Here is a 13,785-nt window from a genome sequence, read left to right on the forward strand (position 1 = left end):
CTTCAGTTTACACCATCGCTCAGTCGACGGCTGCCATGCGCAGCTCGTCGTTGTGATGGCGTTGCTGTTCTTCCATCACCAGTTGGCCCAGTTCGCGCTTGAGGGCGTTGAACTCGGCGGAAGCCGGATCGCGCATGCGCGGCAAGTCCACCACCAGGTCGCGCTTGACGGTGCCGGGACGGTAGGTCATCACGACGATGCGGTCGGCCAGGTAGATCGCCTCCTCGATGCTGTGGGTGACGAAGATGATGGTCTTCTTCAGCTCGGCCCAGATGCGCAGCAGTTCGTCCTGCAGGTTGCGGCGGGTCAGCGCGTCGAGCGCGCCGAACGGCTCGTCCATCAACATGATCGGTGAGTCCAGCGCCAGCACGCGGGCGATCGCCACCCGCTGGCGCATGCCGCCCGACAGGTCTTTCGGGAAGCGGCTGCGGAAGTCGCTCAGCGACAGCATCGCCAGCAGCTTGTCGACGATGGCGTTGATCTCGGCCTTGGGCAAACCCTTGATCTCCAGGCCGAAGGCGACGTTGTCGGCCACCGTCATCCACGGGAACAGCGCGTATTCCTGGAACACCATGCCGCGCTCGGGGCCGGGCGCCGTCACTTCCTTGCCGTCGGCGACGATGCGGCCGGAGCTGGGCAGCGCGAAGCCGGCGATCGCGTTCAGCAGGGTCGACTTGCCGCAGCCCGAAGGCCCCAGCAGGCAGACGAACTGGCCCTGCGGGATCTCCAGGTCGATGTCCTTGAGCGCCACCAGCTGGCGCTCGGCGGTCTGGAACACCTTGCTGACGTTCGATACGACGATGTGGGTAGCGCTCATCAGTTCTCCAGGCCGCGGTGCCAGCGCAGCAGATGGTTGTTCAACTTGTTGACGGCGGTGTCGATGATCAGGCCGATCAGGCCGATGGTGATCATGCCGGCCATGATCTTGTCCGACCAGAAGTACTCGCGCGCCTCCAGGATACGGAAGCCGAGGCCGTTGTTCACCGCGATCATCTCGGACACGATCACCACGATGAAGGCGGTGCCGATGCCGATCCGCACGCCGGACAGGATGTAGGGCACGGCGGCCGGCAGGATCACCCGCAGGAACATGGTGCTGCCGCTGGCGCCCAGGTTGCGCGCCGCGCGCAGATAAATGCTGTCGACCTGGCGCACGCCAGCGATGGTGTTCATCAGCACCGGGAAGAAGGCGCCCAGCACGATCAGGAAGACGGCCGGCGGATTGCCCAGGCCGAACCACAGGATAGACAGCGGGATGTAGGCGATAGGCGGAATCGGCCGCAGCAGCTGCATCAGCGGATTGAGCCAGGCGTACACGGTCTGGCTGGCGCCCATCACCAGGCCCAGCGGCAGCGCCAGCGCGGCGCCGATGGCGAAGCCGACCACCACGCGGTACAGGCTGCCGAGGGCGTCGACGATCAGCTCGCCCGACACGGCCCACAGCAGCCAGCTGCCCTGCTCCGGGCCGTACGGCTGGATCGGCAGCAGATAGGCGATCCAGCGTTCCAGCACCGCCAGCGGCGACGGCAGCATCTGCGGATTGACCCAGCCCTTCATCGACACCAGCTGCCAGACGCCGATCACCAGCGCCGGCACGATCAGGCCGACGCCGGCCTCCCTCAGCTTGAACTTGGCCATTTACTTGACGCCCAGGCTTTTCTTGGCGGCGTCCAGCAGATCGGTCTTGACCCATTCCTTGGCGGCGGGCGGCTTGCTCATGCGGCCGACGCCGGTCTTGAACATGACGTCGGTGGTGATCTGGATGTGCTCGGGCGTGATGTCGTAGGAATACGGCGAGTTGCCGATGGCGTCATCGAAATCGTCCTTGCTGATCTGGCCCTTGAACACCGTCTCGCGCACATACTTCTCGGCCACGGCCGGCTGCTCGATGAAGGTCTTGGTGGCTTCGACGAAGCAGCGCATGAACTTCTCGGCCAGCGCACGCTTCTCCTTGTAGAACTTCTCGGTCATCACCATGGTGCGGATCGGCTCGCCGATCGGGGTGTCGTAGGGCTTGAGGATCTCGTTGCCGTAGCCCTTGTTGATGGCCTGCGACGATTGCGGCTCGGAGTTCATCATGGCGTCGATGTTCTTGCCCAGCAGCGCCTGGTTCAGGTCGGCGTAGGCCAGGTAGATCAGCTGCACGTCCTTGCCCGGCTGGTCGGACGCGGAGAGGCCGGCCTGTTGCAGCTCGGCCAGCAGCAGCACTTCCTGGATGCCGCCGCGCGTGACGCCGACCTTCTTGCCCTTGAGGTCCTTGAGGCCGCTCATTTTGAGTTCGGCGCGGCCGACCAGGCGCGCGCCGCCCTTGGCGAAACCGGCCACAACGAAGATGGGGGCGCCGCTGGCGCGGCCGGAGATGGCCGCCTCCGAGGCGGTGGTGCCGACGTCGAGCTCACCGGCGATAATCCCCTGCATCACATCGAGCCCCTTGGCGAATATCCGCTCCTCGACCTTGATGCCGCACTTGGGGGCGATCTCCTTGATGTAGGAGACGGCGCCATAGTGGGCGAACTTCAGGTTGCCGAGACGGACCACTTCCTGGGCCTGCGCGGCGCCGGCGGCGGCCAGCATGGCGGCGATGCTCAAGATCTTGCCGATAGCGTTCAGATTCATCCATCTCTCCTGTCGTGGGTGGTAGGGCTTGGAAGAGCAGATCATACCAAGCCGGCGATGACTTGCCTATCGTTCAATCAAGGCGCCGTGCGCAGCCGGGCCAGGCGTTCCGCGCTCGGCGGGTGGCTGGAGAAATACGCCGGCAAGGCGCCGCCGTCCAGCTTTTCCAGCTTGACGAACACCGCCGCCAGATGCTCCAGCGAGATGCCGTTGTGGCGCAACATGGCGGCCGCGTAGTCGTCGGCTTCCTGTTCGGCGTCGCGCGAATATTTCATGTCCAGCGCCAGCGCCGGCAGCGTGCTCAGCACGGCGGAGATGTCGCCGAACACCAGCGAGGTCACGGCCGTCACCGCAGAACTCTGGATGATGCGGCGCGTCATATGGCGCCGCTGCAGATGGCCCAGCTCATGCGCCAGCACGCCCATGACGGCGTCATCGTCCTGGAGCAGCGCGACCATCTGGTCGGTCATCACGATATCGCCGGACGGCAGCGCGAACGCATTGGGGCCGACGCGGCTGCTGCGGAACACCAGCTGCCAGGCCGGCGCGGGACCGGTCACCGGGGGCGGCGGCGCCAGCGCGGCAAAGCGGCGCCGCAACGCTTGCTGGCGCGCCGGCGCCAGCGTGGACGGCGCGAACATCCGGTGGTCCAGCGCGGCCAGCACGCCCTGCCCCAGCTGGCGCTCGGCCGACACCGGCAAGGCGTCGGCGATCCAGCCGGCGCCGGCCGGCAGCAGATAGAGATAGCCCAGCGCCAGCAACGCCACCGTGGCGGCGGCCGCCGCCAGCACGCCGCGCCAGCTGTGCTGCAAGCGCACCACCAGGCTGTCGCGATGGCCGCTCTGGCGCAGCAGCTGCTCGAAGCCGGCCAGGTCGTCGATTTCCAGGTAGGCGCCGTCGGCGAAGGTCACCTTGCGCGCCGCGTGGCGGCTGCGCTCGGACACGCGCAGTTCGGCCAGCGGCGCCACGCGCCGGGCGTCGCCGCCCAGGCTGGCGACGCCGTCCGCCACGCTCAGCGTGACGCGGTGCAGGCGCGAACTGCGGCCGTCGAAATAGCGCGCGGCGACCGGCGCGGCGGGGTGCTGCGCGCCGCTCATAGCGAGAGGTCGTAGTCCATGAACTCGGCCATGCCTTCGCCGGTCGCGCCGACTTCGTCCTCCGGCACGGCGGCGATGTCGTCCAGGCTGCCGTCCACCAGCAGCGACATCGACTCCAGACGGTAGCGCATGGCCCGCACGTGCGCGAACGGCAGGAACAGGCCCAGTGTGCAAATCACCGCCAGATAGTTGGTGATGGTGATGAACACCAGCCGGCTCCAGCGCATATCGGACTGGAAGCGATGTTGCTCCAGGCTGGTGTGGTTCCAGATCAGCTTTTGCAGCATGTTCATGAACAGCGGGTAGACCACGAAAGCCCAGCCGTAGAACGCCAGCAGGAACATGCCGCTTTCGCCGGCCGCCTGGGCGCTGCCGATCGGCTCCGGCGAGTTCTTGATCAGCAGCCAGAACAGCGCCACCATGCCGCCGCCGCCGATCAGCAGCAAGCCGCCATACAGTTTATAAAAATCGGCGACGCTGCCGTCGAAGGAGAAACGCGCCTTGCCGTAACGGCTTTCATTGTGCTGCCAGGCCTTGGCGCGCTGGTGGATGAAGGGCGTGGCCAGGCCGAGGGTCACGCCGTTCAGCAGCGGACGCACCAGGTAGTTGGTATAGGCGTCGTGCACGTCGCCGGCGAAGCGGAAGCGGATGCCGCGATAGCTGGTGTTATGCAGGCGGAATTGCAGGCTCTTCCAGATGACCCAAGGCGAGGCCGCGCCCATGGCCAAGGCCACCACCACGGCCGCCAGCGGCGCCCAGGCGGCTGCGGCCAGGTAGATGCCGAAAACCACGGCGGCCACGATGCGGCCCTTGAGGATGGCGACCGGGTTGCCGTGGTATTCGAAGCTGCCGCCGGCCAGTTCGGTGCTGGCATAGAAGTACTGGTTGCGCCGCACCTTGGCCCAGGCCGAATAGATGCCCAGCGTGACGATGGTCAGCAGCAGGTTGACTATCCAGATGCGGAAATACTCGCCGCCGCTGGCGTGAAAACGCAGGCGTTGCACTTGCTCCCGTTGGGCTTGTTCCGCTTGTTCCGCTTGTTCCGCTTGCTCCATGTGGCGCTCCCGATATTAATAAAGCATCAACGATGCCTACACAAAACAATATTGTCAATGGGAAACTACATTTTTAACAAGATACGCCGGAACTCAGTCCTTCAGGTATTTGTCGTAGATCGCCCGGTAGCGGCCGCTCTTGTGCAGCTGCGCCAGGCCGGCGTTGAAGTCGTCGCGGATGGCGGCGTTGCGGAACACCGGGCGGTAGTCGCTGGGGTCGGCGCGGATGAAACTGTGCTCCTCCAGCGCCGGCATCACCAAGCCCGGTTGGCGCTGCTTGAGCAGGCGCGTGTAGTACTGGAAGATGCTGCGGTCGCTCAGCACCACCTCGTAGCGGCCCAGCGCCAGCAGCTGCGGCTGGGCCTCCTGGCGGTTGTTCTCGACATAGTCGCGGCCGGCGACCAGCGGCTGCAGCCACACCGGGTAGCGCGCGGCCGCGCCGACAAAGGCAATCACGCTGCGGCCCTGCAAGTCCTGCGGCTTGCGGATCCGTATCTTGCGGCTGGCCAGCGTGTAGAACACATTGTCGTAGATGACCGGCGCGGTGCCGTAGTGGCCGCCGTGGCGCGTCATGTCCTCGCCGACGTCCATCATGATGGCGTCGACGCCGCCAGACTTGAACGTGACCGGGATGCGGCCCATCGGCAGATAGCGCGCCTGCAACACGTGGCCACGGTGGGCCAGTGCCTCGCGCACCACCTCCACTTCGATGCCGGCGTCCGCGCGTACTAATATAAAGGGCGGCAGATTGTCGCCGAAGGCCATGCTGACGTTGGCGGCGCCGGCCGGCCCGGCCAGCACCAGCATTGTGCCGACGAAGAGGTGCGCTCGATTCATGCGGTGAATGATAACAGGCCTGGCGGCGCCCGCGACCTGCCCGATGGGGTAAAATGACGGCCACTGTTCATTCCGGGTTCATCATGCTAGACAATCTTACCCAACGCCTTGCCAAGGTCGTTAAAACCATGCGCGGCGAAGCCCGCCTGACCGAAGCCAATACCGCCGAGATGCTGCGCGAAGTGCGCCTGGCGCTGCTGGAGGCCGACGTCGCCCTGCCCGCCGTGCGCGAATTCATCGCCAAGGTCAAGGAAAAGGCGCTGGGCGAGGAAGTGATCTCCTCGCTGACGCCGGGCCAGGCCCTGGTCGGCGTGGTGCAGCGCGAGCTGGCCGCCATCATGGGCGCCGACCTCGGCCCCGAGGCTTCGCAGCTGAGCTTTGCCCAGCAGCCGCCGGCGATCATCCTGATGGCCGGTCTGCAAGGTGTGGGCAAGACCACCACCGTCGGCAAGCTGGCCAAGTACCTGAAGGAAGAAAAGAAGAAGAAAGTGCTGACCGTCTCGGCCGACGTGTATCGCCCCGCCGCGATCGCCCAGCTGCAATCGGTCACGGCGCAAGTGGGCGCCGACTTCTTCCCGTCCACCGCGCAGGACAAGCCGGTCGACATCGCGCTGGCCGCGCTGGACTGGGCCAAGAAACACTACCACGACGTGCTGATCATCGACACCGCCGGCCGTTTGGGCATCGACGAAGAGATGATGAAGGAAATCGCCGCCGTGCACGCGGCGGTCAAGCCGATCGAGACTTTGTTCGTGGTCGACGCCATGCTGGGCCAGGACGCGATCAACACCGCCAAGGCCTTCAACGACGCGCTGCCGCTGACCGGCATCGTGCTGACCAAACTCGACGGCGACGCCCGCGGCGGCGCCGCGCTGTCGGTGCGCCACATCACCGGCAAGCCGATCAAGTTTGCCGGCGTGTCGGAAAAGCTGGACGGCCTGGAAGCGTTCGACCCGGTGCGCATGGCCAGCCGCGTGCTGGGCATGGGCGACATCATGGCGCTGGTGGAAGAGGCGCGCAAAGGCGTCGACACCAAGGCCGCCGCCGAGCTGGCGGCCAAGGTCAAGTCGGGCGGCAAGTTCGACATGAACGACTTCAAGGCGCAGCTGGGCCAGATGAAGAAAATGGGCGGCATGGCCAGCCTGGTCGACAAGCTGCCGGCGCAGTTCCAGCAGGCCGCCGGCGGCGCCAACATGGACCAGGCCGACAAGCAGGTGCGGCGCATGGTCGGCATCATCGACTCGATGACGCCGCAGGAACGCGCCAAGCCGGAGCTGATCAAGGCCACCCGCAAGCGCCGCATCGCGGCCGGCGCCGGCGTGCAGGTGCAGGAAGTGAACCGCATGCTGACCCAGTTCGAGCAGATGCAATCGATGATGAAAAAGCTGTCCGGCGGCGGCATGATGAAGATGATGCGCTCGATGAAGGGCATGATGCCGGGCATGCGCTAAGCCGGGGAAAAGCCTGCGCCATAGAGGGAAAAGCGCGCCGCCACGGTGCGCTGCCCCGCGAAAGCCCGTGTTTACGTGGTGTTTCCGGGAAAAAACGCGAAAAACACTTGCATACTCGGTAAATCACCACCAATATTAGCCGGTGCGATCAATTGCGCAATTTTCCATGTGTTCGTTAAGGAGGCTCGAAGATGGCAACAGCCAAAAAAACCCCAGCAGCAGCACCAGCTAAGAAAGCCGCCGCGAAACCGGCAGCCGCGAAAAAGGCAGCACCCGTAAAGGCAGCAGCCAAGCCAGCAGCAGTGAAAAAAGCAGCCGCACCGGCCGCACCGCGCAAACCGAACGCCGCCTTCATGAAAGCGATGACGCCATCGGCCACCTTGGCCGCCGTGGTTGGCGCCGCACCGTTGCCGCGCACCGAAGTCACCAAAAAAGTCTGGGATTACATCAAGAAGCTCGACCTGCAAGATCCGGCCAACCGCCGCATGATCAATGCCGACGACAAGCTGAAAGCTGTGTTCGGCGGCAAAGCACAAGTGTCCATGTTCGAAATGACCAAGCTCATTTCCGACCACCTGAAATAAGCGCAGCGGCCAGTACCGCCGCGCCGGGATGCCGTCCTCGCTCACGCGACGACGGCATTTTTTATGCCTAAGCGACACCGGGCCGGCGATGCGCTACACTTGTATCGACATCCAGATAAAGGGAGTGACGCTATGGCGACCCTGAAACACTCACTTGATGACCATCACGTTCTCGACGCGGCAGCGCCGGATAAACCGATAGTCGACGATACCATCGAAGCACGCCGTGCGCGCCGTATGGCGGCACTCAAGAAGGTGGCAGGCATCTGGTCGCACCGTCCAGACATTCCAGCGGATGGCTTGGAGTACCAGCGACAATTGAGATCTGAATGGCAGGCCTAGTTCTTTTCGACACAAACATCCTGATCGACTGGAGCAAGGGCTACGCGGAAGCGCTGACCGAGTTGGCCCATTGGGACAATCCTGCGATTAGCGGAATCACATGGATGGAACTATACGGCGGCGCCGACGTTGACGACGTTTCCAAGTTCGACGAATTCATGGCGGATTTCGGGTTTGAGATCATAGAGATCGACGCTGCCATCATGCGGGCCGCCGCGACCATTATGTCGGAGCGGCGCCGGACCGGACCAAAAATTGCGCTGCCAGACGCGATAATCCAGGCCACCGCCGATCTCAAGAACCTCACGATCATCACGCGCAACACGAAGGACTTTAAAGGCCCGAACGTACGCATCCCTTATGAGCTAAGAACTGTATCAACCGTCAGCGTTGTAAATGTCGACCCGCCGGGAAACACGCCTACCCCGGGGCGTAGAGGCAAACAAACCTTGACGCGCAAGAAATAGCGCCCCCCGGTTTTTTATTGTACTTTCCAGTTGTTCCAGGCCGACAGCACGGCGTTCGGGTATTCGGGCTTGCCGCGGCTGCCGTTGTAGCGGCCCAGCGCCAGGTAGAGGTTGCCCGACTCCATGTCGATGTACATGCGCAGGATGGCGCAGCCGTAGCGCAGGTTGGTCTGCATATTGAACAGCGCGCTGCGGTTGCGGTCGCCGATCACATTGGTCCAGAACGGCATCACCTGCATGTAGCCGCGCGCGCCCACCATCGACACCGCGTATTTGCGGTAGGCCGATTCCACCTGGATCAGGCCCAGCACCATGCCCGGCTCCAGGCCGGCGCGGCGCGCCTCGTACCAGACCGTGGTCAGGAACTCGTTACGGGTCTGTTCGTCGGGCAGCTTGCGCTTCAGGCGCGACGACACCTGCGCCAGCCAGCCCTGGTAGCGCAAACGTTCGGTGTCGGTGCGGAAGGTCGGCTGCGGCGGGGTCGCATCCTTGATGGCATTCGACAGCGCCAGCCGAACCGAATCGGCCAGCGCTTCTTCTTTCTGGTTGCCGGCGTGGGCCGGCAGCGCAAGGCACAACACCAGCGCCAGCGCCGCCAGTCGTTCCCGCGCACGCGGGAACCCATGCTGAGTGTCGTGCCTGGCGCAGTATGGATTCCCGCTTTCGCGGGAATGACGGCGGCTCACGTTCACGCCGCCATTTTGCCTTTGATGAAGCTGACGATGTCGGCCACCGGCACGGCGGTCGCTTCGGTGTCGCGGCGGCCCTGGTATTCCAGGTTGCCTTCCTTCAGGCCGCGGTCGCCGATCACCACGCGGTGCGGCACGCCGATCAGCTCCCAGTCGGCGAACATGCCGCCCGGACGCAGGCCGCGGTCGTCGAGGATGACGTCGATGCCGGCCGCCTGCGCGTCGGCGTACAGCTGCTCGGTCGCTTGCTTGACCGCTTCGCTGCGGTCCATGCCCATCGGGCACAGCACCAGCTCGAACGGCGCCAGCGAGGTCGGCCAGATGATGCCCTTGTCGTCGAAGTTCTGCTCGATCGCCGCGCCCAGGATGCGGGTCACGCCGATGCCGTAGCAACCCATCTGCAACGGCGCGGGCTTGCCGTTCTCGTCGAGGAAGGTGGCCTTCATCGCTTCCGAGTACGCGGTGCCCAGCTGGAACACGTGCCCCACCTCGATGCCGCGTTCGATCGCCAGCACGCCCTTGCCGTCCGGCGAGGCGTCGCCCGCCACCACGTTGCGCAGGTCGGCCACCAAGGTCGGCTCGGCCACGTCGCGGCCCCAGTTGGCGCCGGTGTAGTGGAAGCCGGCGTCGTTGGCGCCGCACACGAAGTCGGCCATGTTGGCGACCGTGCGGTCGGCCACCACGGTGACCGGGGCGTGGGTAGAGATCGGGCCCAGGTAGCCGGGCACGCAGCCGTACACTTCCAGGATCTCGGCTTCGGTCGAGAAGCGGTGCGCCGCCAGGCCCGGCACCTTGCCGACCTTGACTTCGTTGAGCTCATGATCGCCGCGCAGCAGCAACATGAAATACTGTTTGGCGACTTTGCCGTCGGTCTCGGTTTCCACCGTCAGCGCGATGGTTTTCACCGTCTGCGACAGCTCCAGCTTGAGCAGCTCGGCCACCGCTTCGCACTTGGTGGCGTTCGGGGTCGAGGTCTTGGTCAGGGCCTGGGCGGCCGCCGGACGGCTGGCCGCCAGCGGCAGCGCTTCGGCCGCTTCCATATTGGCGGCGTAGTCCGAGGTCTCGCAATACACGATGGCGTCCTCGCCGGTGCTGGCGATGACGTGGAATTCGTGCGAACCGGTGCCGCCGATGGCGCCGTTGTCGGCCGCCACGGCGCGGAACTTCAGGCCGAAGCGGGTGAAGATCGCCACATAGGCGTCAAACATGACTTGGTACGACGCCTGCAGGCCGGCCAGGTCGCGGTCGAAGGAGTAAGCATCCTTCATGGTGAACTCGCGGCCGCGCATCAGGCCGAAACGGGGACGGCGCTCGTCGCGGAATTTGGTCTGAATGTGGTAAAAATTCAACGGAAGCTGCCGGTAGGATTTAATTTCCGACCGCACCACATCGGTGATGACTTCTTCCGAAGTGGGCTGGATCGCGAAATCGCGGCCGTGACGGTCCTTCACGCGCATCAGCTCCGGACCCATCTTGTCCCAGCGTCCGGTCTCCTGCCAGAGCTCGGCCGGCTGCACCAAAGGCATCAGCAGCTCAATGGCGGCGGCCTTGTTCATCTCTTCGCGGACGATGGCCTCGACTTTGCGGATGACGCGCAAGCCCATCGGCATGTAGGTATAAATGCCCGAACCGAGGCGTTTGATCATGCCGGCGCGCATCATCAACTGATGGCTGACGATCTCGGCGTCGGACGGTGCTTCTTTAAGCGTGGAAATAAAAAATCGTGAGGCGCGCATACGGTGAATTCTTTTTAAAAAGAGAGAGTTATAATCAACCTAATTTTAAAGGATTAGCTGGCTGATGCGTCCATACTTTATACAAATGCGTTCAATTGATGCCTCTCCGGCCGTTTTCGTACCCCGAAAACCCAGCCGGAGCGCGGTTTTGTGGGCAAAAATATAAGCAGGGAGCTCGGTCGCAGAAAGTTTGAGGTGCAAAATGCTCGATCGTGAAGGGTTTCGGCCCAACGTCGGCATCATCCTGCTAAACGCCCAGAACGAGGTGTGGTGGGGCAAGCGGGTGCGCGAGCACTCATGGCAATTTCCGCAAGGCGGCATCAAGTACGGAGAAACGCCGGAACAGGCGATGTATCGGGAGCTGGAAGAAGAGATCGGATTACGGGCGGAGCACGTCAAAATCGTCGGCCGCACGCGCGATTGGCTGCGTTACGAGGTGCCCGACCACTTCATCAAGCGCGAGATTCGCGGCCATTACCGTGGACAGAAGCAGATTTGGTTCCTGCTGCGCATGTGCGCCCGCGACAACGACGTCAACCTGCGCCTGACCGACCATCCCGAATTCGACGCCTGGCGCTGGCATGATTACTGGGTGCCGCTGGACGTGGTGATCGAATTCAAGCGCGACGTCTACCAGCGCGCGCTGCAGGAGCTGTCGCGCTTCCTGACCTGGCCGGCCAACGGCCACGAGCGGCGGCATCACGGTTCGCGCTATCTGCGCCAGCCGCACCCGCCGCGGCCGCATCCGGAAGCGCCGGGTTCAAGCTGCGGCGCGGAAGCGCCGGTCGAAGCGGTCGCGGCCGCCGAGCCGCAAAAGAAGATCGGTTGAATAAAAACGGGACAGTCTGACTGTCCCGTTTTTTTTGCGGCGCAAGTTGCATTCAGACGATGCGGCAAGCCTCGTCGAACGCCAGGCGCGGCGCGCGCGGGCGCAGCCTGGCGACGTCGCCATAGCCGAGGTTGCACAGGAAGTTGGACTTGAGCGCGCTGCCGGCAAAGAAAGCCTGGTCCAGCTTGGCGTTGTCGAAGCCGGACATCGGTCCGCAATCGAGGCCGATGGCGCGCGCCGCCATGATCAAATAGCCGCCTTGCAGCGACGAATTGCGGAAGGCGGTGGCCTGGATCGCTGCCTCGTTGCCGGCGAACCAGGAGCGGGCGTCGACCGCCGGCGACAGCTGCGGCAGCTTTTCATGGAACTCCAGGTCCATGCCGACGATGACGGTGACCGGCGCCGCCATGGTCTTCTCGGCATTGCCGGCCGACAGCGCCGGCAGCAGCCTGGCCTTGGCTTCCGGCGAGCGCACGAACACCAGCCGCGCCGGCGAACCGTTGGCCGAGGTCGGCGCCCATTTCATCAGGTCGTACAGCAGTTCCAGCTGGGCGTCGCTGACTTCGCGGTCCAGCCAGCCGTTGTGGGTGCGGGCGTTGTAGAACAGGGTGTCGAGGGCGGTTTGATTGAGCATGGTTGATCCATCAAGTTTAAGGAATTGCTATGGCGGCGCGGGGTCGCAGTACACATTGTAGCCAGCGGGTACAATGTCGCCATGTTTAATCCATCTTCCGACGACGTGCGCCGCTTCTTTTGCGAGACCTTCCGCAAGCAGCGCGCCCATGAGATCCTGACTCCGCTTGAAACCATGGCGGCCGACTGGGTGCGCCACCATCCCGAATACCACGACGTGCTGAGCGACGTCGACGCCGCGCTCGCGCGCGACTACTCGGTCGAAGGCGCGCAGGCCAATCCGTTTTTGCATTTATCGATGCACCTGTCGATCGACGAGCAGATCTCGATCGACCAGCCGCGCGGCATCCGCGACGCCGCCACCGCGCTCACGCTCAAGCTCGACGACGCCCACGCGGCGCAGCATGAAATCATGGAATGCCTGGGCGAGATGATCTGGAACGCCCAGCGCAACGGCACGCCGCCGGACGGCGACGCCTACATCGAAGCGATCAAGCGCCGCCTCAAATAAGTCGGGGGTCAAGTCTGACATTCGGACACGACCTCTGCTGTAGCGCTTGCTACAGCAGAGGTCGTGTCCGAATGTCAGACTTGACCCCCGATGAATCGATCAGCGGTGGACCGCCAGCGTGCCCGGCAGGCTGTGCAGGTAGGCGGCCAGGTCTTTGATGTCCTGGTTGCTCAGCGGTTTGACCTGGCCGGTCATGATCGCGTTGTTGCGGCCGTTGGCGCCGTCGCCGCGCTTGTAGGCGATCAGCGCGTGCTCCAGGTAATCCTTGTGCTGGCCGGCCAGCTTCGGATAGCTGGGGTCGATCGGGGTGTTGAAATCCTTGCCGTGGCAGGCGAAGCAGCTGTACTTGTCGGCCAGCGCCTTGCCAGAGTCGATATTGCCGCCAGCCATGGCGGAGAACGAAACGGCGGAGCAGAACAGCGCGGTGATCAGTTTTTTCATGTCGTCGGTCCTCATTTCGCGGCGGTGGCGGTGGCGGTCTGCTGCGAATAGAACGCGGCAACGTCGGCGATGTCCTGGTCCGACAGGCTGCCGACGATCCCCTTCATCGACGGATGCTTGCGGTCACCCTTTTGATACGCCTTCAACGCACCCTCGATGTACTTGGCCGTCTGGCCGCCTATCATTGGCACCTGGAACACTTCCGGGAACGTGGCCTTGTAGCCGGGGATGCCGTGGCAACCGATGCACATTTCAATCTTGCCCTTGGCGTTCTGGGCATTGCCCACGATGTCCGCCGCCGTGGCGGATTGGGCGAGGCCTGCGAGCACGAGAAGTGCGGTGATTTTTTTCATGATATTTGCAAGGTAAGTAATCGGATACTACCGCGGATGCAAAACTTGACTTTTGCACTATTAACCTGCGATTCTAACTCAAGACTTTCGGCTACGCTACAGGGAATGATTGCCGCAACAACACACTGTCAAGCCCGCCGGGCC

The 13,785-nt window shown here is 63.8% G+C and carries 17 protein-coding genes; 6 read left to right on the forward strand and 11 right to left on the reverse strand.

The window, feature by feature from the left end:
- Positions 1 to 19: 19 nt before the first annotated feature.
- From AC1RMD_RS16625 to AC1RMD_RS16650, 6 genes are all read right to left on the reverse strand, one after another.
- Positions 20 to 817, reverse strand: coding sequence for an ABC transporter ATP-binding protein (locus tag AC1RMD_RS16625; protein WP_492927788.1), 798 nt, complete (start codon positions 815 to 817; stop codon positions 20 to 22).
- Positions 817 to 1,638: an ABC transporter permease gene (locus tag AC1RMD_RS16630; protein WP_492927789.1), complete on the reverse strand. Its 822-nt coding sequence runs from the start codon at positions 1,636 to 1,638 to the stop codon at positions 817 to 819. The genes AC1RMD_RS16625 and AC1RMD_RS16630 overlap by 1 nt, the downstream gene beginning before the upstream one ends.
- Positions 1,639 to 2,616: an ABC transporter substrate-binding protein gene (locus tag AC1RMD_RS16635; RefSeq protein ID WP_492927790.1), complete on the reverse strand. Its 978-nt coding sequence runs from the start codon at positions 2,614 to 2,616 to the stop codon at positions 1,639 to 1,641. It abuts the gene before it with no gap.
- Positions 2,617 to 2,693: 77 nt separating this feature from the next.
- Entirely contained in the window at positions 2,694 to 3,713 is a 1,020-nt protein-coding gene (locus AC1RMD_RS16640; protein ID WP_492927791.1) for a M48 family metallopeptidase, read from the reverse strand.
- Positions 3,710 to 4,768, reverse strand: coding sequence for a YjgN family protein (locus AC1RMD_RS16645; protein ID WP_492927792.1), 1,059 nt, complete (start codon positions 4,766 to 4,768; stop codon positions 3,710 to 3,712). The genes AC1RMD_RS16640 and AC1RMD_RS16645 overlap by 4 nt, the downstream gene beginning before the upstream one ends.
- Positions 4,769 to 4,861: 93 nt before the next feature.
- Positions 4,862 to 5,605 (reverse strand): substrate-binding periplasmic protein, encoded by a 744-nt coding sequence (locus AC1RMD_RS16650; protein WP_492927794.1) that lies wholly within the window; start codon positions 5,603 to 5,605, stop codon positions 4,862 to 4,864.
- An 83-nt stretch (positions 5,606 to 5,688) separates the two neighbouring features.
- On the opposite strand from AC1RMD_RS16650, the gene ffh reads away from it, so the two are divergent.
- The 4 genes from ffh to AC1RMD_RS16670 all read left to right on the forward strand — a co-directional run bounded on the left by ffh (position 5,689) and on the right by AC1RMD_RS16670 (position 8,449).
- A complete protein-coding gene (gene ffh, locus AC1RMD_RS16655; RefSeq protein WP_445230188.1) occupies positions 5,689 to 7,056 on the forward strand; it encodes a signal recognition particle protein in 1,368 nt (455 codons plus the stop codon).
- A gap of 191 nt (positions 7,057 to 7,247) precedes the next feature.
- Positions 7,248 to 7,640, forward strand: coding sequence for an SWIB/MDM2 domain-containing protein (locus AC1RMD_RS16660; protein WP_217940934.1), 393 nt, complete (start codon positions 7,248 to 7,250; stop codon positions 7,638 to 7,640).
- Between the two features lie 132 nt (positions 7,641 to 7,772).
- Positions 7,773 to 7,982: a hypothetical protein gene (locus AC1RMD_RS16665; RefSeq protein ID WP_492927795.1), complete on the forward strand. Its 210-nt coding sequence runs from the start codon at positions 7,773 to 7,775 to the stop codon at positions 7,980 to 7,982.
- On the forward strand, positions 7,970 to 8,449 hold the full coding sequence (locus tag AC1RMD_RS16670; protein ID WP_492927797.1) for a PIN domain-containing protein: 480 nt from the start codon (positions 7,970 to 7,972) through the stop codon (positions 8,447 to 8,449). The genes AC1RMD_RS16665 and AC1RMD_RS16670 overlap by 13 nt, the downstream gene beginning before the upstream one ends.
- A 14-nt stretch (positions 8,450 to 8,463) precedes the next feature.
- Here AC1RMD_RS16670 and AC1RMD_RS16675 read toward each other — a convergent pair whose 3' ends face one another.
- Both AC1RMD_RS16675 and AC1RMD_RS16680 read right to left on the reverse strand, forming a co-directional pair.
- A complete protein-coding gene (locus AC1RMD_RS16675; protein WP_492927943.1) occupies positions 8,464 to 9,048 on the reverse strand; it encodes a lytic transglycosylase domain-containing protein in 585 nt (194 codons plus the stop codon).
- Between the two features lie 89 nt (positions 9,049 to 9,137).
- Positions 9,138 to 10,874 (reverse strand): proline--tRNA ligase, encoded by a 1,737-nt coding sequence (locus AC1RMD_RS16680; RefSeq protein WP_492927798.1) that lies wholly within the window; start codon positions 10,872 to 10,874, stop codon positions 9,138 to 9,140.
- Between the two features lie 202 nt (positions 10,875 to 11,076).
- Here AC1RMD_RS16680 and AC1RMD_RS16685 point away from each other — a divergent pair, with 202 nt between their 5' ends.
- Positions 11,077 to 11,703 (forward strand): RNA pyrophosphohydrolase, encoded by a 627-nt coding sequence (locus AC1RMD_RS16685; protein ID WP_492927799.1) that lies wholly within the window; start codon positions 11,077 to 11,079, stop codon positions 11,701 to 11,703.
- Between the two features lie 52 nt (positions 11,704 to 11,755).
- Here the strand turns inward: AC1RMD_RS16685 and AC1RMD_RS16690 are convergent, their stop codons facing one another.
- Entirely contained in the window at positions 11,756 to 12,337 is a 582-nt protein-coding gene (locus tag AC1RMD_RS16690; RefSeq protein WP_492927800.1) for a malonic semialdehyde reductase, read from the reverse strand.
- Between the two features lie 81 nt (positions 12,338 to 12,418).
- Here AC1RMD_RS16690 and AC1RMD_RS16695 point away from each other — a divergent pair, with 81 nt between their 5' ends.
- Positions 12,419 to 12,847 carry a DUF1841 family protein gene (locus AC1RMD_RS16695; protein ID WP_492927801.1) on the forward strand — a complete coding sequence of 143 codons (429 nt, stop codon included), beginning with the start codon at positions 12,419 to 12,421 and terminating at the stop codon, positions 12,845 to 12,847.
- Between the two features lie 99 nt (positions 12,848 to 12,946).
- Here AC1RMD_RS16695 and AC1RMD_RS16700 read toward each other — a convergent pair whose 3' ends face one another.
- Both AC1RMD_RS16700 and AC1RMD_RS16705 read right to left on the reverse strand, forming a co-directional pair.
- Positions 12,947 to 13,288 (reverse strand): c-type cytochrome, encoded by a 342-nt coding sequence (locus tag AC1RMD_RS16700; RefSeq protein WP_492927802.1) that lies wholly within the window; start codon positions 13,286 to 13,288, stop codon positions 12,947 to 12,949.
- Between the two features lie 11 nt (positions 13,289 to 13,299).
- On the reverse strand, positions 13,300 to 13,641 hold the full coding sequence (locus AC1RMD_RS16705; protein ID WP_492927803.1) for a c-type cytochrome: 342 nt from the start codon (positions 13,639 to 13,641) through the stop codon (positions 13,300 to 13,302).
- Positions 13,642 to 13,785: the final 144 nt, after the last annotated feature.

The organism is Duganella sp. GW822-FHT06D06 (assembly GCF_058799615.1).

Bases quoted from the DNA above. Each gene is read 5' to 3' on its own strand.
- AC1RMD_RS16635 (WP_492927790.1), bottom strand. From the start codon at position 2,616: ATGAATCTGAACGCTATCGGCAAGATCTTGAGCATCGCCGCCATGCTG.
- AC1RMD_RS16640 (WP_492927791.1), bottom strand. From the start codon at position 3,713: ATGAGCGGCGCGCAGCACCCCGCCGCGCCGGTCGCCGCGCGCTATTTC.
- AC1RMD_RS16690 (WP_492927800.1), bottom strand. From the start codon at position 12,337: ATGCTCAATCAAACCGCCCTCGACACCCTGTTCTACAACGCCCGCACC.
- AC1RMD_RS16705 (WP_492927803.1), bottom strand. From the start codon at position 13,641: ATGAAAAAAATCACCGCACTTCTCGTGCTCGCAGGCCTCGCCCAATCC.
- AC1RMD_RS16665 (WP_492927795.1), top strand. From the start codon at position 7,773: ATGGCGACCCTGAAACACTCACTTGATGACCATCACGTTCTCGACGCG.
- ffh (WP_445230188.1), top strand. From the start codon at position 5,689: ATGCTAGACAATCTTACCCAACGCCTTGCCAAGGTCGTTAAAACCATG.
- AC1RMD_RS16625 (WP_492927788.1), bottom strand. From the start codon at position 817: ATGAGCGCTACCCACATCGTCGTATCGAACGTCAGCAAGGTGTTCCAG.
- AC1RMD_RS16670 (WP_492927797.1), top strand. From the start codon at position 7,970: ATGGCAGGCCTAGTTCTTTTCGACACAAACATCCTGATCGACTGGAGC.
- AC1RMD_RS16695 (WP_492927801.1), top strand. From the start codon at position 12,419: ATGTTTAATCCATCTTCCGACGACGTGCGCCGCTTCTTTTGCGAGACC.
- AC1RMD_RS16630 (WP_492927789.1), bottom strand. From the start codon at position 1,638: ATGGCCAAGTTCAAGCTGAGGGAGGCCGGCGTCGGCCTGATCGTGCCG.
- AC1RMD_RS16660 (WP_217940934.1), top strand. From the start codon at position 7,248: ATGGCAACAGCCAAAAAAACCCCAGCAGCAGCACCAGCTAAGAAAGCC.
- AC1RMD_RS16685 (WP_492927799.1), top strand. From the start codon at position 11,077: ATGCTCGATCGTGAAGGGTTTCGGCCCAACGTCGGCATCATCCTGCTA.
- AC1RMD_RS16650 (WP_492927794.1), bottom strand. From the start codon at position 5,605: ATGAATCGAGCGCACCTCTTCGTCGGCACAATGCTGGTGCTGGCCGGG.
- AC1RMD_RS16700 (WP_492927802.1), bottom strand. From the start codon at position 13,288: ATGAAAAAACTGATCACCGCGCTGTTCTGCTCCGCCGTTTCGTTCTCC.
- AC1RMD_RS16645 (WP_492927792.1), bottom strand. From the start codon at position 4,768: ATGGAGCAAGCGGAACAAGCGGAACAAGCGGAACAAGCCCAACGGGAG.
- AC1RMD_RS16680 (WP_492927798.1), bottom strand. From the start codon at position 10,874: ATGCGCGCCTCACGATTTTTTATTTCCACGCTTAAAGAAGCACCGTCC.